A 23,198-nucleotide genomic window follows, 5' to 3' on the forward strand; every position below is an offset into this window, starting at 1 on the left:
CATTCATGGCTGGTCTGAATCTGCGGTTCACCGAGGAAGAGCTGGACGCATTGCGTGCGCGTGCCGAGTCGGAGGGGCGAAGCATGCAGTCGTTCGCCCACGACGCGGTGATCACCGCGATAAACGAACACTCGCGCCTCTTCAACGAGGCAGCGGATCACGTGCTGAAGGTCAGTGAGGAGCTCAACCGGAGGCTGGCCTGATGCAGTACCTGACGCTGCCCGAGCTGCTGAACCTCGCGGAGCGGCTCGGTGCCGCCGAGGTGCGCGACTACGGGCTGCTCGAATCTGCCCTGGCTCGTCCTCGGGCGAGCGTGTTCGGCCAGGACGCATATCCGGATGTGTGGCAGAAGGCCGCGGCACTGATGGAGTCCCTGGCCCGCAACCATGGGCTCGTGGATGGCAACAAGCGCATCGCCTGGTACGCGACCTGGGTTTTCCTGCACATGAACGGCCATCCGCTGGACGCTGGTTTCGACATGGATGAAGCCGAGCGGTTCGTGCTGGACGTGTGTCAGGGGGCGCTGGAGATGCCCAAGATCGCGGAGCAGTTGCCCGGGTTCGCCAGGTAGGCATTCCCTGTGAAGAGAGTCTCAGCGTTCCCGAACCACGGCTGGTTCGTACGGGGTTCCGGCCGGGCCCCCGGTAGGGTGGCCCGGTTGTCGTATCGCGTGCGAGCCCGTCCCGGCCCGTGCGGACAGCGCCCCACGTACCCGAGAGCCCCGAACCGGAGACCGTGACTACTACCGCCTCCCACCACCTCTCACCCGCCTATCCCGGCCGCGCCCCCTGGGGCACGGCCGGGAAGCTGCGAGCCTGGCAGCAGGGCGCCATGGAGAAGTACATCCAGGAGCAGCCGCGTGACTTTCTCGCGGTTGCCACGCCCGGCGCAGGGAAGACCACCTTCGCGCTGACCCTCGCGTCATGGCTGCTGCATCACCATGTCGTGCAGCAGATCACCGTCGTCGCGCCGACCGAGCATCTGAAGAAGCAGTGGGCGGAGGCGGCCGCCCGGATAGGGATCAAGCTCGACCCCGAGTACAGCGCGGGACCCGTGAGCAAGGAGTACCACGGGGTCGCCGTCACGTACGCGGGTGTCGGCGTCCGTCCGATGCTGCACCGCAACCGGTGCGAGCAGCGCAAGACCCTCGTGATCCTCGACGAGATCCACCACGCCGGTGACTCGAAGTCGTGGGGCGAGGCCTGCCAGGAGGCGTTCGACCCGGCGACCCGGCGGCTCGCGCTCACCGGTACGCCGTTCCGGTCCGACACGAACCCGATCCCGTTCGTCGTGTACGAGGAGGGGAACGACGGGATCCGGCGGTCCTCGGCCGACTACACGTACGGGTACGGGAACGCCCTCGCCGACGGCGTCGTCCGGCCCGTGATCTTCCTCAGCTACAGCGGCAACATGCGCTGGCGCACCAAGGCCGGCGACGAGATCGCCGCCCGCCTCGGCGAGCCGATGACCAAGGACGCCATCGGGCAGGCCTGGCGGACCGCACTGTCGCCCACCGGTGACTGGATCCCGAACGTCCTCGCGGCCGCCGACAAGCGGCTGACCGAAGTACGCAAGGGCATTCCGGACGCGGGCGGCCTCGTCATCGCGACCGACCAGGAATCGGCGCGCGAATACGCCAAGATCCTGAAGAGGGTCACCGGCGAGAAGGTGACCGTGGTCCTCTCCGACGAGAAGGCCGCGTCGAAGAAGATCGACAAGTTCAGTGAGGACGACTCGCGCTGGATGGTCGCGGTCCGGATGGTGTCGGAGGGCGTCGATGTGCCGCGTCTCGCGGTCGGTGTGTACGCCACCACCATCTCGACCCCGCTCTTCTTCGCCCAGGCCGTCGGTCGTTTCGTACGGTCGCGTCGGCGCGGCGAGACCGCTTCCGTCTTCGTGCCGACCATCCCGATGCTCCTCGACTTCGCCAACGAGATGGAGGTCGAGCGGGACCACGTCCTCGACAAGCCCAAGAAGGGCAGCGACGAGGAGAACCCGTTCGCGGAGGAGGACAAGCTCCTCGCCGACGCGGAACGCCTGGAGGACGAGGAGACCGAGGAGCAGCTGCCGTTCGAGGCGCTGGAGTCCGACGCGGTCTTCGACCGGGTGCTGTACGACGGTGCCGAGTTCGGCATGCAGGCACACCCGGGCAGCGAGGAGGAGCAGGACTACCTGGGCATCCCCGGGCTGCTCGAACCCGACCAGGTGCAGCTGCTGCTCCAGAAGCGGCAGACCCGGCAGATCGCGCACAGCAGGCAGAAGCCGGCCGGGGAGGCCGACCTCCTGGAGAAGCCGGCCGAGGCCCGCCCGGTGGTCACGCACAAGCAGCTGCTGGGGCTGCGCAAGCAGCTCAACACGATGGTGTCGGCGTACACGCACCAGAGCGGCAAGCCGCACGGTGTGATCCACACCGAGCTGCGGCGGGTCTGCGGCGGTCCGCCGAGCGCGGAGGCGACGGCCGGACAGATCCAGCAGCGGATCAAGAAAGTGCAGGAGTGGGCCACACGCATGACGTGAGGCCGTGAGGCCGCGCGGTGACGGGGGTCGGGTGTCGGTCCGGTCCGGGGACGTGGGCCCCGGACCGGACCGACACCGCCGTCCGGGTCCCGGCCACGGCGGTGATCCGGGCCTGCGATGTCCCGGTGGACAGAAATTTGTGCACCATTCATTCACGGTGAGTTAACGACGGTTCACTTCCGCGCACGGAGCGTCGCGAAGACGTCGGTCGACCTGGACGCGCGTAGATGGTCAGGATCCGGTCCGCGCCGCGCTGACCGGCGCTTATGCTCCCGAGGCACAACCGCTTTTCCATGGGCGCCCGGATTCTGGACGAGGTCTTCCGCTGAGCGGACTGGCTCGCTACTGTCCCCAAAAAGTGAACGCACCGTGGCAGAGCCGCCGCGGAGCGCAGCCGGTGCCTTGGCCGCCGGCGGCCTCTCCGTGCGTCGCCGCTGGGACCGGCGACGCAACCTCCGTGAGAGTGCCGCCACTCACCAAAGAGGGAGAGGGCGTCGTGACCGCGGAGACCTCCCAGACGCTCGACCGGGGACTACGCGTCCTCAAACTGCTTGCCGACACCGACCACGGGCTGACCGTCACCGAGTTGTCCATCAAACTCGGTGTGAACCGCACCGTGGTCTACCGTCTGCTCGCCACGCTGGAACAACATGCCCTGGTCCGCCGTGACTTGGGTGGCCGGGCCAGAGTCGGCCTGGGCGTGCTGCGCCTGGGCCGCCAGGTGCATCCGCTCGTACGGGAGGCAGCGCTGCCCGCGCTGCGGTCCCTCGCCGAGGACATCGGAGCCACCGCCCACCTGACCCTGGTCGACGGCTCCGACGCGCTGGCGGTCGCGGTCGTCGAACCGACCTGGACCGACTACCACGTGGCGTACCGGGCCGGCTTCCGCCATCCGCTCGAACGCGGGGCAGCGGGCCGGGCGATCCTCGCCGCCCGCGCGAAGCCGGTGGCCGAACCCGCCTTCACCCTCACCCACGGCGAACTCGAAGCGGGTGCGAGTGGCGCTGCGGCGGCACTGATGGGCGTGACGGGGGTCGAGGGCAGCGTGGGCGTGGTGATGCTCGCGGACGCGGTACCGGAACGGGTCGGCCCGCGGGTCGTCGACGCGGCCCGTGAGGTGGCGGACGCGCTGCGGTAGTGACCGGGGCCGTCCGGTGGCCGTGCTGCCCCCAGGCGCAGGCCGGGCCGGCCGGGCCGGTCGGGTGTCCTCGGCCGCGGGAGGGGGCCGGGGGTGGTCGTACCCGCCCTCCACCCCCGGCGGTTAGATTGGGCGGGTGGTCACTCGTCTCTCGCGCCCCCGCACCCTCGCCCTCTGCGCTCTGCCCGTCCTCGCGCTGTTCGGCGTGGCCGCCTTCGCGCCGCTGCCGTTCACGCTGGCGCAGCCCGGTACGACCGCGAACGTGCTCGGTAACGTGCGCGGCACGCCGGTGATCAGCATCGAGGGCGCGCCGACCCGGGCCACCAGCGGTCAGCTGCGGATGACGACGATCATTGCGACCGGGCCGACTGCGGAGGTCGGCGTGGGCGATGTGATCGACAGCTGGTTCGGGACGGACCGTGCGGTCCTGCCCCGCGACTCGGTCTACCCGACCGGCGGCTCCGAGAAGGAGATCGAGAAGCACAACCTCGAGGACATGAAGAAGTCGCAGAACTCCGCTGTCGACGCGGCCCTGACCTACCTCGGCAAACCCCCGGGCTCGGTGGACGTCACCCTGCGCCTCGCCAATGTGGGCGGGCCCAGCGCCGGCCTGTTCTTCGCGCTCGGCATTGTCGACAAGCTCGACGGCAACGGCTCCGGTGGCGATCTCACCGGAGGCCGCACCATCGCCGGCACAGGCACGATCGAGGCGAACGGCAATGTCGGCGCGGTCGGCGGGGTCTCGCTGAAGACCCAGGCGGCCAAGCGCGACGGGGCGACCGTCTTCCTCGTCCCGAAGGCCGAGTGCAGAGAGGCAGGCGCCGAGCTCCCGAAGGGGCTCAAGCTGATCCCCGTCACGACGCTGAAGAGCGCGGTGTCCTCGCTGCAGGCGCTGGAACAGGGCCACAAGGTTCCGAGCTGCTGACGCCGGGCCGCCGTCCGGCCCGGCCCGGCGTGACCGGACGGAGCCGCCCCGCCCCCGACCCGGCCCGACCCGGTCGCTGCGAGCGAGCCTCCCGCCCTACCCGGGTGAGACCTCCGCGTTCACCTCGGCGGCAGGGTCATCGCCCCGCACCCCCTCGGACGGCCCGCCGGCCATCGTGCGCCACACGGGGAAGACCATCGGGCTCACCGTCGCCAGCAGGTACACCCCGCCCAGTGCCAGCAGCGCCCCGTCCACACCGACGCTCTCGACCAGCAGCCCCGCCACCAGCCCGCCCACCGGCAGTGCCAGCTCGCAGCCGGCGGTGATGGCCCCGGAGACCCGGCTGCGGAGCCGTTGCGGTACGCGCTCGTAGATCACCGTTGTCAGGATCGGGTTCAGCACCCCGCCCGCGAGACCGCCGAGCAGCATCGTCACGGCGAGCGGCAGCGTCGTGTCCGTCAGTGCGGCGACGACGAACCTCGGTCCGCCGCAGAGCACCACGCACACCGTGAACACCGCCCGCCGCGAGAACCGGTGCCCCACCGCCCCGTACACCAGCGCGCCCGTCAGGCCGCCCGCCCCGAACAGTGCGGTGAGCAGCCCGAGTTGGGTCGCGCCGCCCAGCTCGCGTTCGGCGTGTACGGGCAGCAGCACGGCGTTCCAGCCCTGGTCGGTGCCGTTCATGAAGAGCACCATCACCACGACGGCCAGCAGCAGCCGGTTGCCGAACAAGTGGGCGTAGCCCTCGCGCAGTTCGGCGCGGTACGTGCGCAGCGAGACCGGCTCGGCCGCCTTGCGCGGCTCGGCCGACCGTACCCCGCGTACGCCTGCCGCGATCAACAGCGCGGACGCGACGAACGTCGCAGCGTCCAGCAGCAGGACGGTCTCCGCGCCGACGAGCGCGATCAGTACCCCGGCCAGCGCCGCCCCGGTCATCCTGGCGCCGCGAGAGGTGGCGTCGAAGAGGCTGGCGGCGCGGGTGATCGTGGTTCCGGCGTGTTCGGCGAGATCCGGCAGGAGGACGTAGCGCGCGGTGTTGCCGGGTGTGTGGACGAGTCCGTTCAGCGCCATCAGTGCGCAGAGCATCCAGAACTCGAGCGCCCCCGCGTAGTGCAGCAGCGGGATGGTGGCGATGGCGAGACCGCACATCGTGTCGGAGGCGACGGAGACCCTTCGCCGTCCCGCTCGGTCGATGACGGGCCCGCCGATCACGGCGGAGACGACGATCGGCAGCGTGGCGCAGAAGGCGACGACACCGGCCCGGCCGGGGCTGCCGGTGGTCTGCAGGACGAACCACGGGACCCCGATCAGGGTGAGCGACGTGCCCGCGGTGGAGATGGAGTTGGCCGCGAGAAGGGCGGCGAGCGGCTTGCGGTTCCCCCCGGCCATGACTACGCCGTGCGCAGGGCGTGGGCGTGTCGGGGACGTCCGTTCGGCAGGACGCGCAGACCCAACTCGACCAGGGTCCAGCCCAGTTGCGTACGCAGACCTGCGCGCGGCGCCCGCGGGGCGCGCGGCTTGCGGGGCGCGCGGAACTCGGCGGCCTGCTGCCGCAGTTCGGCGGAGCGGAGGTGCGGCAGCGTCAGGTGCGTGTCCGGGTGCATGACGGGATTCCTCTCAGTCGGTGGGGCGCGGGAACATGTGCAGATGGGTGCGGACGACGGCCGAGCCCTCGGTGCCTTCGGGGACCAGGCCCCGGTAGCTGTCGATCAGGTCGTGGATCTTCTCGGCCAGCTCCAGTGAGAGCTCCGGGGTGAGCCGCATCGTGAAGTTGCTGGTATCCGAGCTGCGCAACCACTCGTCGGGCCATTCGTGCATGGTGCCGAGCCAGGTGTTGAGCTCCTGGGCGTGCGTGGTGGCGATCTCGTGCAGGACGACTCCCATGGCGCCGCGCACCTCCGGGTCGGGGTCGCGGAGGAAGCTCGCGCTGCTGTCGAAGGCCACGCCCATGTACGCGGCCCGCCACCACCGTTCGCGTCCCTTGCCGAGCGTCGGGTCGTCCTCGACGAAGCCGTACGCGGCCAGCTGCCGCAGGTGGTAACTGGTGGCGCCGCTGGACTCGCCGAGCCGATCCGCGAGCCCCGACGCGGTGGCGGGGCCGAACTCCCGGAGGGTGTTGAGCAGGCGGATACGCAGGGGGTGGGCGAGCCCGCGCAGAGTCCGGGCGTCGACGAGGTGGATGTTCGGGTCGAGCGGCTTCTCGTCGCCGGCTTCGTTCGTTGCCATGCCTTGAGCGTAGACTTACAAAGGTTCCTTTGCAACGCCTCTTTGCAACAATTTCTTTGTAACTTCTCGGCTCCGAACGGCAGCCGCGCTACCCGTTCTTGATGAAGCCCTCCTGGATCAGCCACTCCTTCGCCACGTCGTGCGGGTCCTGCCCCTCCACATCCACCTTCGAGTTCAGCTCCTGGGCGACCTCCGTCGTCAGTCGTCTGCTGACCGGATCCAGCAGCCCCGCGATCTCCGGGTACTTGTCGAAGGTCGCGGTGTGGATGACCGGCGCCGCGTTGTAGTTGGGGAAGAAGTGCTTGTCGTCCGCGAGGACGACGAGGTCCATCGCCTTGATCCGGCCGTCCGTGGTGAACACCTCGCCCAGCAGACAGGAGTTGGACTTGGACACCTGTGTGTAGATGATCCCGGCGTCCATCTTCTTGATGTTGCCGGGCGGGATCGACATCCCGTACGCCTTCTCCATGCCCGGCAGCCCGTCGTCGCGGGAGGCGAACTCGTTCTCCACGCAGAGCGTCACCGCCGACGGGTTCCTCTTCGCCAGCGCGGCGACGTCGGAGAGCGTCCGCAGGTGGTATTTCGCGTTGTTCTTCCTGCTGATGGCCAGGGCGTAGGTGTTGTTGAGGGTGGACTGCGGCAGCCAGGTCACGCCGTTCTTCCGGTCCTCGTCCCGGACCGCCGCCCACTGCTTCAGCGGGTCGGTGATCGGCTTCGCATGGCCGAGGTACGTGATCCAGGCCGTGCCCGTGTACTCGTACATCGCATCGGCGTCGCCGTTGATGATGGCCTCACGCGCGCTGATCGACCCGGGCAGGTTCGTCCGGTCCAGGACCTCGGCACCGGCGGCCTTGAAGACCAGGCCGATCATCTGGCCGAGGATGATGTTCTCGCTGAAGTTCTTCGATGTGACGGTCAGCGAGGCGCCGGCCAGCGGCCGGCCCTGGCCGACGGATCCCGGCACAACCTCGTCGACCAGCGGCGAACCGCTCTTGAGGCCGCAGCCGGCGAGCGCGGCGGTGAGCACCAGCACCCCGACGAGACCGGTCCGGACTCTCCGCGATGCCCCCGCCCCCGCACGCATCACCCCACCTCCAGTCCGCGTGGCGTCAGCGCCACCTCGACCAGGGAGGCCATCCAGTCCACCAGCAGCGCCAGCACCACTGTCAGTACGGAGCCGAGCACCAGCACCGGCATCCGCTGCGTCTGGATGCCTGAGGTGATCAGGTCCCCGAGCCCGCCGCCGCCGCCGAACGTCGCCAGCGTCGCCGTGCCGACGTTGAGCACCAGCGCCGTCCGTACGCCCGCCAGGATCAGCGGGACGGCGAGCGGCAGTTCGACCTTCGTGAGCGTTCCCACCGCCGACATGCCGATGCCGCGCGAGGCCTCGACCAGGTTCGGTTCGATCGATTTCAGGCCGGCCACCGTGTTGGAGAGCACCGGCAGCACCGCGTAGATCACCATGCCGATGATCGCCGTCCGCGGGCCGATGCCCAGCCAGACCACCAGCAGCGCCAGCAGCCCGATCGCCGGGGTGGCCTGCCCGATGTTGGCGACCGCCGTGACCAGCGGGGCGCCCTTGCGGAGCCTGCGCCGGGTGAGCGCGATCCCGAGCGGGATGGCGATGATCAGCACCCAGAAGGTGGAGATCGCGGTCAGTTTGACGTGCTGCCACCAACGCAGCTGCACATTGCCGCCGGAGAGCGAGTTCCTTGCGATCGAGTCCAGGGGGACGTTGGTGATCCACAGATACGTGACAAGGAGGACGATCGCCAGGGCGGCCGGCACCAGCACCAGCTTGCGCCAGGTGATCCGGCGCGGCGGTCCTGCGGGCGGCGGTGCGGGCTCCGCCGCCTCGTCGCGGAAGGCGTGGCCCCTGACCTCGAGCTCGCCGGGCAGCCGGGCGCGCGTCGGCTGCTCACCGGCCCTGGAAGGCAACGGACCGATGGGGGGAATCGTCCCGTTGGGGGGAATCGGCTGGTCGGGAGGCATCGGCCGGTTGGGGTTCATGTGCCCGCACCGCCCTCCAGGTCCCGCTCGGTCGGATGGGTGCGCAGCTCCTCCAGATCGTGCTGGTGCTCCATGGCGGTGAGCCGGTCGGCCTCCAGGAGTTCATGGACGGAGTTCATCAGGGTCTGCATGTCGACGACGCCGATGAACTCGCCGCGCCGCCCGGTCACCGCGACCCGTCCGCCGCTGTCGATGAGCACGGCCTCCAGTGCGTCGTGCAGCGTGCCGTCCCGGGTCACCGTGTCGTGGACCAGCTGCCCGGCGCGCGCCAGCGAGCCGCGGGCCCGCATCAGGTCGCCGCGCCGCAGCCATTTGTACGGACGGTTCCTGCGGTCCAGCATCAGCAGCTCGTTGTGCGGGCCGGAGCGCAGCTTGTTGAAGATCTGCTGGAGCGGGTCGTCGACCGTCACCGTCGGGAAGTCGGCGATCTCCACTTCCCGTACCCGGGTGAGGTTGAGCCGTTTCAGAGCCGCGCCCGCTCCGACGAACCCGGAGACGAAATCGTCCGTCGGGTTGGTGAGGATCGCCTCCGGGGTGTCGAACTGCGCGATGTGCGAATGCTCCCGCAGTACGGCGATCCGGTCGCCCAGCTTGATCGCCTCGTCGAAGTCATGGGTGACGAAGACGATCGTCTTGTGCAGTTCGTGCTGGAGCCGGATCAGCTCGTCCTGGAGGTGGTCGCGGGTGATCGGGTCGACGGCGCCGAACGGCTCGTCCATCAGCAGCACCGGCGGATCGGCGGCCAGCGCCCGCGCCACGCCCACCCGCTGCTGCTGGCCGCCGGACAGCTGGCGCGGGTAGCGCCCGTGGAACTCCCGCGGGTCCAGCCCGACCAGGTCGAGCATCTCCTCGACGCGGTCCTTCACCTTCGACTTCGACCAGCCGACCATCTTCGGTACGAGGGCAATGTTCTCGGCGACCGTCATGTGCGGGAAGAGTCCGGACGACTGGATCGCGTAACCGACCTTGCGGCGCAGCTTCACCGGGTCGATGTCGGTGACGTCCTCGTCGTTGATCCTGATCCGGCCGGACGTCGGCTCGATCAGCCGGTTGATCATCTTCAGGGTGGTGGACTTCCCGCAGCCGGACGGGCCGACGAAGATCACCGTCTCGCCGGCCCTGATGTCCATGGAGACGCTGTCCACGGCCGGCTTCGGGTTGCCGGGATAGAGCTTGGTCAGTTCCTCCAGCTGGATGGTGGCCCCGGAGGTGGCCGTGGGCTTGTCGGCGGCCCCGGCGGCGGTCTCAGGCACGGATCCCCCTGGGGATGGTGAGCCGCCCGAGCAGGACGTACGCGGCGTCGAAGAGCAGGGCGAGGACGACGATGCCGAGCGTGCCGGCGAGGACCTGATTGATCGCGTTGGCGCTGCCCAGCGAGGCGATGCCGCGGAAGATCTCGTTGCCGAGGCCGGGACCGGAGGCGTACGCGGCGATGGCGGCGATGCCCATCAGCATCTGCGTCGACACCCGGATGCCGGTGAGGATCGGCGGCCAGGCGAGCGGCAGCTCCACTCTGAAGAGCTGGGCGATCCGCGACATTCCGATGCCCCTGGCCGCGTCGACGAGGGCCGGATCGACGCCGCGCAGTCCGACGATGCAGTTACGGACGACGGGCAGCAGCCCGTACAGCGTCAGGGTGATCACGGTGGGCGGGACCCCCAGCCCGACGAGCGGGATCAGCAGACCGATCGCGGCGAGGGAGGGGATGGTGAGGACCGCCGCCGTCGAGGTGATGGCCAGTGAGCCGCCCCAGCTGCTGCGATAGGTGACGATCCCGATCAGGATGCCGAGCACGGTGGCGATGACCATGCACTGGAACACGGCGCTGACATGCTGGTACGCGTCGAAGAGCAGCTGCTGGTGCCGATTGGCCAGGTACTCCCAGAAGCTCACACGTCACTCCTCGGCTCAGTCGCTGTCCTCCGCGGCCTGCTCGACGAGCGGGATGATGCGCAGAGGCACCGGGTTCTCCATGACGATCGCCGTGGAGGCCCGGACAATGCCATCAAAACCGACAACGCGGTCGATCACCCGCTGAAGGTCGGCGTTGGAACGGGCGACGAGCCGGCAGAGCATGTCGCCGTGCCCGGTCGTGGTATGCAGCTCCAGTACTTCGGGGACGCCGTCCAAATGGGCCCGCACATCGGCGCCTTGACCCTGTTTGATCTCCAGCGTGGCGAAGGCGGTGACGGGGTAGCCGAGCGCCGCCGGATCGACGTCCGGGCCGAATCCGCGGATGACTCCGTTCGACTGAAGCCGGTCGAGCCGCGCCTGCACGGTCCCGCGGGCCACCCCGAGCCGGCGGGACGCCTCCAGCACGCCGATCCGCGGCTCGCGGGCAAGGAGCACGATGAGCCGCCCGTCCAGATGATCGATCGCCACGCGCGTCCCCCTGTGGTCACCCTGTACAGATAGCCCGCTCATCCAACCATTCCCTTGTACAAATTGCCCGGCAGATGCGTGAACTATTGCGCACCCTGCGATGCGGGGGAGAGCCTACGAATATGACTGAGACGCTGCACAACACCCCCGACACCGTCCGGCAGGCCGATCCCTTCCCGGTCAAGGGAATGGACGCCGTCGTCTTCGCCGTGGGCAACGCCAAGCAGGCCGCGCACTACTACTCGACCGCCTTCGGCATGAAGCTCGTCGCCTACTCCGGACCGGAGAACGGCAGCCGCGAGACCGCCAGTTATGTGCTGACCAACGGTTCGGCACGCTTTGTATTCACTTCTGTCATCAAGGCATCCACCGACCACGGTCGCTTCCTCGCGGACCATGTCGCCGAGCACGGCGACGGCGTGGTCGACCTGGCCATCGAGGTCCCGGACGCGCGGGCGGCCTACGCGTACGCCGTCGAACACGGCGCACTGGGTCTCGCCGAGCCGCACGAGATCAAGGACGAGTACGGCACGGTGGTGCTGGCCGCGATCGCCACCTACGGCCAGACCCGTCACACCCTCGTCGACCGCAGCGGCTACGACGGCCCGTACCTCCCCGGCTTCACAGCAGCCACGCCGATCGTCGAACCGCCCGCCAAGCGCACTTTCCAGGCCGTCGACCACTGCGTCGGCAACGTGGAGCTGGGCCGGATGAACGAGTGGGTCGGCTTCTACAACAAGGTCATGGGCTTCACCAACATGAAGGAGTTCGTGGGCGACGACATCGCCACCGAGTACTCCGCCCTCATGTCGAAGGTCGTCGCCGACGGCACCCTGAAGGTGAAGTTCCCGATCAACGAACCGGCGATCGCGAAGAAGAAGTCGCAGATCGACGAGTACCTGGAGTTCTACGGCGGCGCGGGCGTCCAGCACATCGCCCTCGCCACGAACGACATCGTCGCGTCGGTACGTACGATGCGCGCGGCCGGCGTCCAGTTCCTGGACACCCCCGACTCGTACTACGACACCCTCGGCGAGTGGGCCGGCGAGACCCGTGTCCCGGTGGAGACGCTTCGCGAGCTGAAGATCCTCGTCGACCGCGACGAGGACGGCTACCTGCTGCAGATCTTCACGAAGCCGGTCCAGGACCGCCCGACGGTCTTCTTCGAAATGATCGAACGCCACGGCTCGATGGGCTTCGGCAAGGGCAACTTCAAGGCCCTGTTCGAGGCAATCGAGCGCGAGCAGGAGAAGCGCGGCAACCTCTGACGGTACGAGCGCCTCGGCAGGAGGCGCTCGGGGCGGGGTCTCCGGTACGGCCGGCGGCCCCGCTTCGTCACGCCCCGTCACGTGCGGGGCCGCGGCTGTGCGTGATGCAGGGCTGCGGGCCGGGCGGGCGGCGCTGACGCGTCCTGCAGGCCCTGCTGTTCCCGCGGATCCTGCGGTTCCTGCGGCTCCTGCGGTTCATCGGCGGGGGGTGCGGGCGTTTCGGGGGCCGCGGACGGGGGCCGGCGCAAGGCGTCCAGGGTCTCCTGGGCCGACGGGGCTGCCAGCGGGCTGAAGTGAGGGTTGGCGCGCAACGCCTCCTCCAGATGGCGACGGGCCGGTGCGTCGTTGCCCAGCCCCCGTTCGATCATGCCCAGGTGGTACGCGTACAGTGCCGTCCCGCCGCCCGTGTCCGTCGCCTGCTGCGCGTACGTCAGCGCGCTCTGCGCGTCGCCCGAGCGGTGCAGCGCCCAGCCCAGCGCGTCGGCCACCGCCGCGCTGCGGTGGTGGCGCCCCCACTCCGCCTGCAGGAGCTTCACCGCCGCCGCCGCATCGCCGTGGTCGGCCTCGAAGCGGCCGAGGAGGAGCGCGTCGTCGACGCCGTAGCCGTCGGCTCGGGCCAGGCTCTTGCGGAGCCGGGCGTACTGGCCGAGCGAGTCGCTGTCCAGGCCCAGCGCCTCGTACAATTCGCCCAGTTCCAGCATGTATTCGGGGCGCGGCAGTCGGGACAGGGCTGCCAGGTAGTCGCGCTGTGCATCGTCCGTACGGCCCAGGGCCGCCAGCGCCCGTGCCCGGCCGGCGAGCGACGGATGGTGGGCGCGGTCGGTCCGCAGGGCCGCGCTGTACTGCGTCACCGCCTTCTCGGGCTGGCCCTGCTCCCAGGCCAGTTCGCCCAGCCGGTGCAGGCAGTCCGCCTTCTCGGCGGGTGCGGTGGCCCGGTTCGCCGCGATCTGCGCGGTGGCGAGCGCGTCCTCGCGCCGGCCCTGGGTCCGGTACATCTGCGCCGTCCGCGAGAGCGCCGGGACGCCCGAGCGCAGCGCCGTGAACTTCTCCGCCGCCTTGCCCGCCGCCGCGTAGTCACCGAGCCCGTTGTACGCGTCGATCAGTACCGGGTACGCCGTCCAGTCCTTCGGCTGCCGAGCCCGTACCGTCTCGCCCCATTTCTTCGCCGTGACGAAGTCGTGCCGCGCGTTGGCGAGCGCCGCCAGCCCCACCAAGGCCGCCGCGTTCCCGCGGTCACCCGGCTGCACGTCCAGGGAGCGCGTCAACGCCTGCTCGGCCCGCCGGTAGTACGCCGCGTCCGCAGAACGCTGCCCCCACTCCACGTAAGCCGTCCCGAGCACCGCCCACGACCGCGCGTCGGACGGATGCGTGCCCACCCAGCTCTGCCGGTCCCCGATCATGGCCTTCAGATCGGAGAGGGACGCGGGGGAGCCCGTGTTCGTCGCCGCCAGGGCGCGCGAGACGCCTCCCGGCACGGACGGCGGCGCCCCCTTCTTGTCGTCGTCCGGTACGGCCACGACCGCACCCGTCACCAGCACGGCAGCCGCCACCATGCCGAACGCCGCCCTGCGCAGCGTCGTATGCAACGAGGCGGGCGGCGGTTCCTCCCACGGCTCCGGTGCCGGGCCGGGAGGCGGTTCGGGATCGGGCGCGGACGGCGCCTGCGGTGGGAAGCCGCCGCACGACTCGGAGGGCGACGACGTCCGGGGTGGGCGATCCGGGTGATCCGAGCGCGAGGGCTCCGGAGGCTGCTGCGGCATGACATCCATGCCGATCACTCTGCGTCAGTGCGAAGATCACACCGAACCTTGCGAACGCTGCCGCAGACGGGTTCACACCATTGGCCCCGGGTGTCACGCTTGGATCATGGACGACCTTCTCGAACGACTGCGCGCGGGCCTGCCCGCCGAGGCCCTGATCACCGACCCGGACGTCACCGCCTCGTACGCCCACGACATGGCGAGCTTCTGTGACGCGGGCGCACCGGCCGTGGTGGTGCTGCCGCGCACCGTCGAACAGGTCCAGCACGTCATGCGGACCGCGACCGCACTGCGTGTCCCGGTCGTCCCGCAGGGCGCCCGTACCGGCCTGTCGGGCGCGGCCAACGCCTCCGACGGCTGCATCGTGCTGTCCCTGGTGAAGATGGACCGGATCCTGGAGATCAACCCGGTCGACCGGATCGCCGTCGTGGAGCCCGGTGTCATCAACGCCGTGCTGTCCCGCGCGGTGAACGAGCACGGGCTGTACTACCCACCGGACCCGTCCAGCTGGGAGATGTGCACCATCGGCGGCAACATCGGCACCGCGTCCGGCGGGCTGTGCTGTGTGAAGTACGGGGTCACCGCCGAGTACGTACTCGGCCTGGAGGTCGTCCTCGCCGACGGGCGGCTCCTGACGACCGGACGCCGGACCGCCAAGGGGGTCGCCGGATACGACCTCACCCGGCTCTTCGTCGGCTCGGAGGGCAGTCTCGGCATCGTCGTCGGCGCCGTACTCGCCCTGAAGCCGCAGCCGCCGCAGCAGCTCGTCCTCGCCGCCGAGTTCCCGTCCGCGGCGGCCGCCTGCGACGCGGTCTGCCGGATCATGGAGCGCGGTCACACTCCCTCACTCCTCGAACTGATGGACGGTACGACGGTCCGCGCCGTCAACAAGATGGCCCATATGGGCCTCCCCGACTCGACCGAGGCGCTCCTGCTCGCCGCCTTCGACACCACGGACCCCACGGCCGACCTGACCGCGGTCGGCGAACTGTGCACCGTCGCGGGCGCCACCGAGGTGGTTCCCGCGGCCGACGCCGCCGAGTCCGAACTCCTCCTCCAGGCCCGCCGGATGTCGCTGACCGCCCTGGAGACCGTCAAGTCCGCCACGATGATCGACGACGTGTGCGTACCGCGCTCCAGGCTCGGCGCCATGATCGAGGGGACGGCGGCCATCGCGGAGAAGTACGACCTCACCATCGGTGTCTGCGCCCACGCGGGCGACGGCAACACCCACCCCGTCGTCTGCTTCGACCACACCGATGCCGACGAGTCCCGGCGGGCGCGCGAGTCCTTCGACGAGATCATGGCGCTCGGCCTGGAACTCGGCGGCACCATCACCGGTGAACACGGCGTCGGCGTCCTGAAGAAGGAATGGCTGGCCCGCGAACTCGGCGAGGTGAGCGTCGAGATGCACCGGGGCATCAAGGCGGCGTTCGACCCGTTGGGACTGCTCAACCCCGGCAAGGTCTTCTGACCTCCTCGACAAGCCTTCCGGCCTCCCCACGAGGCTGCGCATCAGGCCTCGCCGTCCGCCGACTCGCCGGACGGCCACGGGTCGCTCAGCCACAGGTTGTCGGCCGGCAGCGGTGCGAGCAGTTCGGCGAGACCGGCATCGATACCGAGCCGCTGGGTCTCGGTGCCGGGAGGCACCAGGCGCAGCGTCCGCTCCACCCAGGCGGCCACGCCGGCGGACGGCGCCTCGAGCAGCGCGTCGCCGTCGGGCGAGGTCAGCGCCACACAGATGACGTTGCGCCGCTGGATCTTGGTCGGCCAGATCCGTACGTCGCCGTGCCCGCACGGCCGGAACACGCCCTCGATCAGCAGATCGCGGGCGAACGTCCAGTGCACGGGGAAGTCGGAGCCGATGTGAAAGGTGATGTGCACGGCATACGGGTCCTGCGTGCGGTAGGTCAGCCGGGCCGGTACGGGGATGCTGCGCTCCGGTGACAGGACCAGCTTGAGCTCCAGCTCGCGTTCCACAACGGTGTGCATGAGGTGCGTCCTTTCGGTGCGTGTGAACCGGTTCCCTGACGGGCCCGCACATGGAGAGAGCGCCCTCCCCGCCACCTATTACGCGACTTCCCGAAAAAACTTCACGGCGACCGGAAAGTGCACCAAACACCGGGACTGGCACGGGGGTACGCGGCTGTCTGGTAGATGTGGTCCGTTGACTTGAAGCTTCGAAGAGATACGGGACCACGGTGATGAGCGCCCCAACCCCGGCACCCGGTGACGACAGGCCCCGCGAGGGGTATTACCCCGACCCGTCCATTCCCGGATATGTCCGGTACTGGAACGGCGCTTCGTGGGTGCCCGGTACCAGCCGTCCTGCGCCTCAGCAGGGCGGGTCGGCGCCCGAGGCACCTGCCGGAGCGGACCCCGAACCGCAGCGGCCGTCGGTACAGGGCCCGGCACCTGCGCAGCCGTCAGGCCCGGCCCACGCGCCGGTGGACGAAACCGGTCCGGTCTTCCTGGACGAGGAGCCGTACAGTCCCGACCGTCCCGAACCCGCATCCGCATGGCAGGCCGACGCCTCCCGGCAGACCGGCTTCGGCGGCGACCGCGACCGGCGGGTGTCCTGGGGCGGCACCGGACAGCCCGGCGGCACCGGCGGACCGGGGGAGCAGGGCGGGGCCGCAGCAGCGGGTCAGGATCCGCGGACTCCGGCGGGGCGCACCCCCGACGACCGAGCCCCGGGCGGCAACGCCCCCACGGACCGGGTTCCCACGGACCCGCGGGGGGCCGTCTCGCAGGACCCCACGGGCGGCGCGCTGCCGGGCATGCGGGACGGCAACAGCCACGTCCCCGAGAGCACCGTCGCGATCCGGGGCGACCGCCAGGGCCGCAGCGGCGACGGCAGCGGGGCGGGGAGCGGAACCGGTGCCGGTGGCGCGGGGCGTCCGCCCGCCGCCGGCACGGTCGCATTCCGCGCCATGGGCCAGGACGGCCGGCCGCCCCGGCCTCGTAACGCCGAACAGGGGCCGGGCGACGGGACGATGTCGATCCGCGCGGTCGCCCCCGGCACCGCTCCGCAGGCCTCTGCGCCCGCACCTGCCCCGGCGCCCGCGCCCGCACCCGCTCCCACGCCCGCACCTGCGGAGCTCAATAATCCGCTCACTCCCGGACCCGGCGGTGGTGCTGCCTCCTGGGCGCAGCAGGTCCATCACCTCGCTGCCCCCCAGCAACAGCAACAGCAACAACTTCCGCCCCAGCAGCAACAGCGTCAGCCGCAGCTTCGCGGCCCGCAGCTGACTCAGCACGCTCAGCCGGACCAGCCCGTCGTGCCCTGGAAGCCCCCGGTCAACGACCACTTCCAGCAGCTCGCCCAGGCCCAGGCGGCGGCCCGCCCCGCCGGGCTCGGCAAGCGGCTCGCCGCCCGGCTCGTCGACACGGTCGTGCTGGGCGCGCTCGTCGGTGCGGTCGCGTACCCCCTTGTCTCGCAGGCGATGGACCACATCGAGGAGAAGATCGACGCGGCGAAGCTGTCCGGGGAGACGGTCACCGTCTGGCTGGTGGACTCCACCACATCCGTCCTGTTCGGCGGGGCGCTCGCGGCGTTCCTGGTGCTCGGTGTGCTGTTGGAGGCGCTGCCGACCGCGAAGTGGGGCCGCACCCTCGGCAAGAAGCTCTGCGGACTCGAGGTGCGGGACATCGAGTCCCACTCCGCGCCCGGCTTCGGGGCCGCGCTGCGCCGGTGGCTGGTCTACGGCGTGCTCGGCATCCTGGTGATCGGCGTGGTCAACGTCGTGTGGTGTCTGTTCGACCGCCCGTGGCGGCAGTGCTGGCACGACAAGGCCGCTCGCACCTTCGTGGCGGGCTGACCCCGTCCGCTGACGGCTCGTCGGGTGAGGGGCCGGTGTGTGGTGCCCGGTTCCCCCGAACGCACCTGAGCCGTTGCGGGGGCCCCCGGGCCGGGGTGCACTGCCCCCATGAGCAACGATCAGCCGACACCCGGCCAGCCACCCGAGGACGACCCGTTCCTCAAGAAGCCGCAGGTGCCCCCGACGCCGCCGTCGGCGTCCGGGTCGGAGTCGGGGTCCGGAACCGGGTCGGGGTCCGAGTCCGGGCCGGGCTCGGGGCCGGGGTCGGGCTCGCCCTACGACGGTGCTCAGCCGCCGCCCCCGCCGCCTCCGCCGTACGATCCCCATGCCTACGGCGGGGGCCCGTACGGCGGCACCGACCCGTTGGCGGGCATGCCGCCGCTCGCCGAGCCCGGCAAGCGGATTCTGGCCCGGCTGATCGACTTCCTGATCATCTCGATCCCGCTGTATCTGATCTCGCTGCCGTTCGGCGGCGCGGTCGAGATGTCGGACAACGGCAATGGCGACAGCGCCAGCGATGTCTTCACCCAGACCTACAACGGGCATCAGCTGCTCTGGTCGCTGATCGCCCTCGTGGTCTACGTCGCGTACGACACGTACTTCACGCACAAGGACGGCCGCACGATCGGCAAACGGCTGCTCAAGCTGCGGGTCGCGATGCTCAACGACGGCCGGGTGCCGGACACCAGTGCCTCGTTCCTGCGGGCCGTGGTGCTGTGGCTGCCGGCGCTGCTGTGCTGCCCGTGCCTGTGGTGGCTGATCAACATCGTGCTGATGTTCACGGACAAGCCGTACCGGCAGGGGCTGCACGACAAGGCGGCCAAGACCGTGGTGGTCTCGGCCGCGTAGCCAGGCGCCCGATCAGCGGCGCAGGGAGTGCCCGCCCACGCGCTCGGCGGCGCGGACGGCCGGGATCCTGGCCCGGTGGACGTCGTCGATGACGACATCTTCCGTAGAGGTGGTGGAAGCGGCGGTGGGGACGGCAGGGTTCGTACGAACCCCGGTTGCCGTCTTCGCCGCCTTTCGTGTTTTCGTCCGCAGCGGCAGGGGTACGGTGACGGCCACCAGCAGGCCGAGCGCCATCGCTGCCGTTCCGATGACGGCGATGCCGACGCCCGAACCCGTGCGGGAAAGCAGCAGCATGGCGAGCGTCGAGAAGACCACGGTGACCGATCCGTAGGAGAGCTGTGCAGCAGTGGGACGCGGCATGGCGGTATCCGTCCTCGGGGCATCGGATGGGCAGTCTCTCAACGCGGTCGCACTGTCAAGCGACTCTACGACGGTGGATGCCCGGGAGGAACCGGTAGTAAGCGTGACCTAACCCACGGTGCCGGTGCACGGGGGGCGCACTGAGTCATCCTGGGCTTCAAGGGGGCGCTTCGGCGCGCCGGTTACCTGCTCGATGAACGTCCGAATAACGGAAATGCCCTACCACATAGTGCACTTGGTCTGCGCAAGTCAAGATCTGTCTTTTCTCTCGTAACTCCGGTCGAATGTCGTCACTTGTGACGCGTATCCGCGCGCGGCCTCTCCACACCCCAAGGCTGCTGCAGCGGACGCCGGGGAGGACAGCATCAAGTGACCACTAAGAGACGGGCGCTTCGCGCCACGGCGGTTGTCGTGGCCATGGCCGCCACCGCCGCTACGGCGTCGGCCCTCGCCACTGCCCAGGCGGACGAGAAGTCCCCAGGAGCAGGCAGTTCCATCGTCGACCGCCGCGATCCGGGGTCGGCCAAGGGCGGCGCACACAACCTGGAAGGCCCCTACAGCGAGCAGCAGGACGCGCAGCGTCAGGCCGCTCTGGAGCAGGTCATCGCGGGCGACAAGAAGGTGTCGACGCGCGACGGCTCCAAGGTCGTCAAGCTCGACGACAAGAAGTATGTCGAGCTCGGCCGCGAGAAGACGGACAAGATCTTCACGGTCCTGGTGGAGTTCGGCGACAAGGTCGATGACACGACCATGTTCGACCCGGACGGCGACGGCCCCAAGCCGCCGGTCAAGAAGTACGGCGGCACGCCAGGGCCGATGCACAACACGATAGCCAAGCCGGACCCGGCGAAGGACAACAGCACCGCCTGGCAGGCCGACTACAACCAGGCCCACTTCCAGGACCTCTACTTCGGTGAGGGCGCCGGCAAGAACTCGCTGAAGACGTACTACGAGAAGACGTCCTCCGGGCGCTACTCGGTCGACGGCGAGGTCTCCGACTGGGTCAAGGTTCCGTACAACGAAGCCCGTTACGGCTCCAACTACTGCGGCTCGTCCAACTGCGCCAACTCCTGGGACATGATCAGGGACGGCGTGAACGCCTGGGCGGCCGACCAGAAGGCCAAGGGCCGCACGCCGGAGCAGATCAAGACGGACCTGGCGAAGTACGACCAGTGGGACCGCTACGACTTCGACAACGACGGCAACTTCAACGAGCCCGACGGCTACATCGACCACTTCCAGATCGTGCACGCTGGTGAGGACGAGTCCGCGGGCGGCGGCGTCGAGGGCGCGAACGCCATCTGGGCGCACCGCTGGTACGCGTACGGCACCAACGCCGGCGCGACCGGCCCGGCCGACAACAAGGCCGGCGGCACCCAGATCGGTGACACCGGCATCTGGGTCGGCGACTACACCGCGCAGCCCGAGAACGGCGGCCTGGGTGTCTTCGCCCACGAGTACGGGCACGACCTCGGTCTGCCGGACCTCTACGACACCACCAACACCGCCGAGAACTCGGTCGGTTTCTGGTCCTTGATGTCGGCCGGTTCCTGGCTCGGCACCGGCAAGAACGCCATCGGTGACCTGCCCGGCGACATGACCGCCTGGGACAAGCTGCAGCTGGGCTGGCTCAACTACGCCTCGGCCAAGGCCGCGACGAACTCGGTCCACAAGCTGGGCGTCTCGGAGTACAACACCAAGGACAAGCAGGCGCTCGTCGTCACGCTGCCCGACAAGGCCGTCACCACCTCTGTCACGAAGCCCGCCGAGGGCTCCAAGCAGTGGTGGAGCGACATGGGTGACAACCTCAACAACACCCTGTCCCGTTCGGTCGACCTGACCGGCAAGTCCAAGGCGTCCCTGGACCTTTCGGGCTGGTGGGACATCGAGAAGGACTACGACTACCTCTACACCGAGGTGTCGGAGAACGGCGGCGCCAGCTGGACCGCGATCGACGGCACGGCCGACGGCAAGGCGATCCCGCGCGACGCCAGTGACAAGCCGGCCCTGACCGACGTCTCCGGTCAGTACCAGAAGCTCTCGTACTCGCTGGACGCCTACGCGGGCAAGAAGATCGACATCCGCTTCCGCTACACCACCGACGGCGGCGCGGGCGGTGTGGGCTTCACGGCCGACACCATCGCGGTCAACGCCGACGGCGCCGTGCTCTTCTCGGACAACGCCGAGGGCGACGACAACGGCTGGACCGCCAAGGGCTTCTCCCGGGTCGGCGAGTCGTTCACCAAGGAGTACCCGCAGTACTACCTCGCGGAGAACCGCCAGTACGTCTCGTACGACCGGACCCTCAAGGTCGGCCCGTACAATTTCGGCTTCTCCACGACCCGTCCGGACTGGGTCGAGCACTACCCGTACCAGAACGGTCTGCTGATCTGGCTCTGGGACACCTCCCAGAAGGACAACAACGTCTCCGCCCACCCGGGCAAGGGCCTGATCCTGCCGATCGACGCGCACGCGAAGCCGCTGAAGTGGGCCGACGGCACCGTCATCCGCAACAAGATCCAGCCCTTCGACGCTCCGTTCAGCTGGTGGCCGACCGACGGCTTCACGCTGCACAAGGCCGACGTGGCGGTCAAGATCAAGCCCCAGCTGGGCGTCCCGGTCTTCGACGACCACAAGGGCACCTACTGGTACGAGGAGAACAAGACGGGAAGCGTGAAGGTCGCTGACACCAACACGCGGATCACGATCGTCAGCGAGCCGCTCAGCGGCTCGACGATCACCGTCAAGGTGGGCTCCTCGCACAAGTAATTCCACATCACTGCAGGTCAGAGCGTGATCGGCCGTCGCCCCTCTAGCGGGCGGCGGCCGATCGTGTTTAGGTGCCTCTTGTTCGGATTCTTATTGACACGACGTCTCACGGGGGAGTGCGGAGAATGGCCGGCGGAGGATTCAGCAAGTTGCCGAACGGCAGTGTGGTGGTCGCGATCACCCTGACCGGCCCGGCGGACGGAACGGGCCCGGGCAGCCCGGTGCGCGTCCTGGTCCACGCGGCCAACCGGGCCCGAGCACTGACCCGCCTGCGCAACCTGGGCCTACGCGCGGTCTACCTCCGCGGCAACGCGGAACCCCCCACCCCGGACGAGGTGACCGCGGTCCTGCACCACCCGGACGGTCTCCTCTGGCGAGCAAGACCCGAAAACGCCCAAGAACTCTGGCACCCCATACGCACGCTGCTCACTCCGGCCCCCCAGCCCTGAGGTCAAGATCAAGCCCGGGACCGGTGCAATCGGGGCGGGCCCGGCACAGTCGACCCCGTCCGGCGGCCGAGGACAAAGCGGTCGCCGGACGACCCCGGCAACCACGCTCCCCGCCCTACACCACCGGCTTGCCGGAAAGCTCCACGCCCGCCCCCCGAAGCTCCTCCAGCGCCTGCCCCGTGGTCGCCGCGGCGACCCCCGCGGTCAGGTCCAGCAGGACATGCGTCGTGAACCCCTCCCGCACCGCATCCAGCGCCGTCGCCCGCACACAGTGGTCCGTGGCGATGCCGACCACGTCGACCTCGGTCACGCCCCGGTCCCGCAGCCACCGCGCCAGCCCCACCCCGTTCTCGTCGAGGCCCTCGAAGCCGCTGTACGCCGCTGCGTGCGCCCCCTTGTCGAACACCGCCTCGACCGCGCCGGAGGCGACCGCCGGGGCGAAATTGGGGTGGAAACCGACTCCCTCCGTACCGGCGACACAGTGCGCCGGCCAGGAGTGCTCGAAGTCCGGCTGCTCGGAGAAGTGGTCGCCCGGGTCGACATGGTGGTCCCGGGTCGCCACCACATGGCGGTAACCGGCCTGGGCCTCGCCGATCAGGTCGGTGATGGCGGCGGCGACATCGGCGCCCCCCGCCACCGCGAGGCTGCCGCCCTCGCAGAAGTCGTTCTGAACGTCCACGACGATCAACGCGCGATGCATGGCGGGTGTCCTTCGATGGGGAGG

General features: G+C 69.6%; 23 protein-coding genes. 11 read left to right on the forward strand and 12 right to left on the reverse strand.

Going from position 1 to position 23,198, the window contains the following annotated elements; all coding sequences use genetic code 11:
* Positions 1 to 5: 5 nt before the first annotated feature.
* The 5 genes from ABZV38_RS13875 to ABZV38_RS13895 all read left to right on the forward strand — a co-directional run bounded on the left by ABZV38_RS13875 (position 6) and on the right by ABZV38_RS13895 (position 4,580).
* The gene (locus ABZV38_RS13875; RefSeq protein WP_114249050.1) at positions 6 to 203 is read left to right on the forward strand and encodes an Arc family DNA-binding protein; all 198 of its coding nucleotides are present in this window, start codon (positions 6 to 8) and stop codon (positions 201 to 203) included.
* Positions 203 to 571 (forward strand): Fic family protein, encoded by a 369-nt coding sequence (locus ABZV38_RS13880; RefSeq protein WP_356327017.1) that lies wholly within the window; start codon positions 203 to 205, stop codon positions 569 to 571. The genes ABZV38_RS13875 and ABZV38_RS13880 overlap by 1 nt, the downstream gene beginning before the upstream one ends.
* Positions 572 to 735: 164 nt before the next feature.
* Positions 736 to 2,517 (forward strand): DEAD/DEAH box helicase, encoded by a 1,782-nt coding sequence (locus ABZV38_RS13885; RefSeq protein ID WP_356327018.1) that lies wholly within the window; start codon positions 736 to 738, stop codon positions 2,515 to 2,517.
* Positions 2,518 to 3,013: 496 nt separating this feature from the next.
* Positions 3,014 to 3,655 (forward strand): helix-turn-helix domain-containing protein, encoded by a 642-nt coding sequence (locus tag ABZV38_RS13890; protein ID WP_356327019.1) that lies wholly within the window; start codon positions 3,014 to 3,016, stop codon positions 3,653 to 3,655.
* 136 nt (positions 3,656 to 3,791) lie between these two features.
* The gene (locus tag ABZV38_RS13895; protein ID WP_356327020.1) at positions 3,792 to 4,580 is read left to right on the forward strand and encodes a S16 family serine protease; all 789 of its coding nucleotides are present in this window, start codon (positions 3,792 to 3,794) and stop codon (positions 4,578 to 4,580) included.
* 96 nt (positions 4,581 to 4,676) lie between these two features.
* Here ABZV38_RS13895 and ABZV38_RS13900 read toward each other — a convergent pair whose 3' ends face one another.
* The 8 genes from ABZV38_RS13900 to ABZV38_RS13935 form a co-directional block, all read right to left on the reverse strand.
* Positions 4,677 to 5,969 (reverse strand): MFS transporter, encoded by a 1,293-nt coding sequence (locus tag ABZV38_RS13900; RefSeq protein WP_356327021.1) that lies wholly within the window; start codon positions 5,967 to 5,969, stop codon positions 4,677 to 4,679.
* 2 nt (positions 5,970 to 5,971) lie between these two features.
* On the reverse strand, positions 5,972 to 6,184 hold the full coding sequence (locus ABZV38_RS13905; protein WP_356327022.1) for a hypothetical protein: 213 nt from the start codon (positions 6,182 to 6,184) through the stop codon (positions 5,972 to 5,974).
* Between the two features lie 13 nt (positions 6,185 to 6,197).
* Positions 6,198 to 6,806 carry a helix-turn-helix domain-containing protein gene (locus ABZV38_RS13910; protein ID WP_356327023.1) on the reverse strand — a complete coding sequence of 203 codons (609 nt, stop codon included), beginning with the start codon at positions 6,804 to 6,806 and terminating at the stop codon, positions 6,198 to 6,200.
* 88 nt (positions 6,807 to 6,894) lie between these two features.
* On the reverse strand, positions 6,895 to 7,890 hold the full coding sequence (locus ABZV38_RS13915) for a glycine betaine ABC transporter substrate-binding protein (RefSeq protein ID WP_356327025.1): 996 nt from the start codon (positions 7,888 to 7,890) through the stop codon (positions 6,895 to 6,897).
* Positions 7,890 to 8,744, reverse strand: a complete 855-nt coding sequence (locus ABZV38_RS13920; RefSeq protein ID WP_356327026.1) for an ABC transporter permease — start codon at positions 8,742 to 8,744, stop codon at positions 7,890 to 7,892. Before ABZV38_RS13920 ends, ABZV38_RS13915 begins: the two co-directional genes overlap by 1 nt.
* Before the next feature lie 68 nt (positions 8,745 to 8,812).
* On the reverse strand, positions 8,813 to 10,069 hold the full coding sequence (locus tag ABZV38_RS13925) for a betaine/proline/choline family ABC transporter ATP-binding protein (protein WP_356327027.1): 1,257 nt from the start codon (positions 10,067 to 10,069) through the stop codon (positions 8,813 to 8,815).
* A complete protein-coding gene (locus ABZV38_RS13930) occupies positions 10,062 to 10,709 on the reverse strand; it encodes an ABC transporter permease (protein WP_356327028.1) in 648 nt (215 codons plus the stop codon). Before ABZV38_RS13930 ends, ABZV38_RS13925 begins: the two co-directional genes overlap by 8 nt.
* A 15-nt stretch (positions 10,710 to 10,724) precedes the next feature.
* Positions 10,725 to 11,198, reverse strand: a complete 474-nt coding sequence (locus ABZV38_RS13935) for an Lrp/AsnC family transcriptional regulator (RefSeq protein ID WP_037692474.1) — start codon at positions 11,196 to 11,198, stop codon at positions 10,725 to 10,727.
* A gap of 122 nt (positions 11,199 to 11,320) precedes the next feature.
* On the opposite strand from ABZV38_RS13935, the gene hppD reads away from it, so the two are divergent.
* Positions 11,321 to 12,466 (forward strand): 4-hydroxyphenylpyruvate dioxygenase, encoded by a 1,146-nt coding sequence (gene hppD / locus ABZV38_RS13940; protein WP_356327029.1) that lies wholly within the window; start codon positions 11,321 to 11,323, stop codon positions 12,464 to 12,466.
* Between the two features lie 77 nt (positions 12,467 to 12,543).
* On the opposite strand, the gene ABZV38_RS13945 is transcribed toward hppD, so the two are convergent.
* The gene (locus ABZV38_RS13945) at positions 12,544 to 14,235 is read right to left on the reverse strand and encodes a tetratricopeptide repeat protein (RefSeq protein WP_356327030.1); all 1,692 of its coding nucleotides are present in this window, start codon (positions 14,233 to 14,235) and stop codon (positions 12,544 to 12,546) included.
* Positions 14,236 to 14,332: 97 nt separating this feature from the next.
* On the opposite strand from ABZV38_RS13945, the gene ABZV38_RS13950 reads away from it, so the two are divergent.
* Entirely contained in the window at positions 14,333 to 15,700 is a 1,368-nt protein-coding gene (locus ABZV38_RS13950; RefSeq protein ID WP_356327031.1) for an FAD-linked oxidase C-terminal domain-containing protein, read from the forward strand.
* Positions 15,701 to 15,741: 41 nt separating this feature from the next.
* On the opposite strand, the gene ABZV38_RS13955 is transcribed toward ABZV38_RS13950, so the two are convergent.
* Positions 15,742 to 16,218, reverse strand: coding sequence for an SsgA family sporulation/cell division regulator (locus ABZV38_RS13955; protein WP_356327032.1), 477 nt, complete (start codon positions 16,216 to 16,218; stop codon positions 15,742 to 15,744).
* A 212-nt stretch (positions 16,219 to 16,430) separates the two neighbouring features.
* On the opposite strand from ABZV38_RS13955, the gene ABZV38_RS13960 reads away from it, so the two are divergent.
* Positions 16,431 to 18,047 (forward strand): RDD family protein, encoded by a 1,617-nt coding sequence (locus tag ABZV38_RS13960; RefSeq protein WP_356327033.1) that lies wholly within the window; start codon positions 16,431 to 16,433, stop codon positions 18,045 to 18,047.
* Positions 18,048 to 18,155: 108 nt separating this feature from the next.
* Positions 18,156 to 18,896, forward strand: coding sequence for an RDD family protein (locus ABZV38_RS13965; RefSeq protein ID WP_356327034.1), 741 nt, complete (start codon positions 18,156 to 18,158; stop codon positions 18,894 to 18,896).
* 12 nt (positions 18,897 to 18,908) lie between these two features.
* Here the strand turns inward: ABZV38_RS13965 and ABZV38_RS13970 are convergent, their stop codons facing one another.
* Entirely contained in the window at positions 18,909 to 19,256 is a 348-nt protein-coding gene (locus ABZV38_RS13970) for a hypothetical protein (RefSeq protein WP_356327035.1), read from the reverse strand.
* A 369-nt stretch (positions 19,257 to 19,625) separates the two neighbouring features.
* Here ABZV38_RS13970 and ABZV38_RS13975 point away from each other — a divergent pair, with 369 nt between their 5' ends.
* Together ABZV38_RS13975 and ABZV38_RS13980 are read left to right on the forward strand one after the other, a co-directional pair.
* Positions 19,626 to 22,025 (forward strand): immune inhibitor A domain-containing protein, encoded by a 2,400-nt coding sequence (locus ABZV38_RS13975; RefSeq protein WP_356327036.1) that lies wholly within the window; start codon positions 19,626 to 19,628, stop codon positions 22,023 to 22,025.
* A gap of 125 nt (positions 22,026 to 22,150) precedes the next feature.
* Positions 22,151 to 22,474: a hypothetical protein gene (locus ABZV38_RS13980; RefSeq protein ID WP_356327037.1), complete on the forward strand. Its 324-nt coding sequence runs from the start codon at positions 22,151 to 22,153 to the stop codon at positions 22,472 to 22,474.
* A 115-nt stretch (positions 22,475 to 22,589) separates the two neighbouring features.
* Here the strand turns inward: ABZV38_RS13980 and ABZV38_RS13985 are convergent, their stop codons facing one another.
* A complete protein-coding gene (locus ABZV38_RS13985; protein WP_356327038.1) occupies positions 22,590 to 23,174 on the reverse strand; it encodes an isochorismatase family protein in 585 nt (194 codons plus the stop codon).
* Positions 23,175 to 23,198: the final 24 nt, after the last annotated feature.

The sequence above is a fragment of the Streptomyces sp. NPDC005181 genome (genome assembly GCF_040608395.1).
In the GTDB taxonomy this organism is placed as follows: domain Bacteria; phylum Actinomycetota; class Actinomycetes; order Streptomycetales; family Streptomycetaceae; genus Streptomyces.

Coding starts and splice junctions, on each gene's coding strand:
- ABZV38_RS13910 (WP_356327023.1), bottom strand. CDS start 6,806: ATGGCAACGAACGAAGCCGGCGACGAGAAGCCGCTCGACCCGAACATC.
- ABZV38_RS13955 (WP_356327032.1), bottom strand. CDS start 16,218: ATGCACACCGTTGTGGAACGCGAGCTGGAGCTCAAGCTGGTCCTGTCA.
- ABZV38_RS13970 (WP_356327035.1), bottom strand. CDS start 19,256: ATGCCGCGTCCCACTGCTGCACAGCTCTCCTACGGATCGGTCACCGTG.
- ABZV38_RS13950 (WP_356327031.1), top strand. CDS start 14,333: ATGGACGACCTTCTCGAACGACTGCGCGCGGGCCTGCCCGCCGAGGCC.
- ABZV38_RS13905 (WP_356327022.1), bottom strand. CDS start 6,184: ATGCACCCGGACACGCACCTGACGCTGCCGCACCTCCGCTCCGCCGAA.
- ABZV38_RS13945 (WP_356327030.1), bottom strand. CDS start 14,235: ATGGATGTCATGCCGCAGCAGCCTCCGGAGCCCTCGCGCTCGGATCAC.
- hppD (WP_356327029.1), top strand. CDS start 11,321: ATGACTGAGACGCTGCACAACACCCCCGACACCGTCCGGCAGGCCGAT.
- ABZV38_RS13915 (WP_356327025.1), bottom strand. CDS start 7,890: ATGCGTGCGGGGGCGGGGGCATCGCGGAGAGTCCGGACCGGTCTCGTC.
- ABZV38_RS13875 (WP_114249050.1), top strand. CDS start 6: ATGGCTGGTCTGAATCTGCGGTTCACCGAGGAAGAGCTGGACGCATTG.
- ABZV38_RS13960 (WP_356327033.1), top strand. CDS start 16,431: ATGAGCGCCCCAACCCCGGCACCCGGTGACGACAGGCCCCGCGAGGGG.
- ABZV38_RS13880 (WP_356327017.1), top strand. CDS start 203: ATGCAGTACCTGACGCTGCCCGAGCTGCTGAACCTCGCGGAGCGGCTC.
- ABZV38_RS13985 (WP_356327038.1), bottom strand. CDS start 23,174: ATGCATCGCGCGTTGATCGTCGTGGACGTTCAGAACGACTTCTGCGAG.
- ABZV38_RS13900 (WP_356327021.1), bottom strand. CDS start 5,969: ATGGCCGGGGGGAACCGCAAGCCGCTCGCCGCCCTTCTCGCGGCCAAC.
- ABZV38_RS13980 (WP_356327037.1), top strand. CDS start 22,151: ATGGCCGGCGGAGGATTCAGCAAGTTGCCGAACGGCAGTGTGGTGGTC.
- ABZV38_RS13965 (WP_356327034.1), top strand. CDS start 18,156: ATGAGCAACGATCAGCCGACACCCGGCCAGCCACCCGAGGACGACCCG.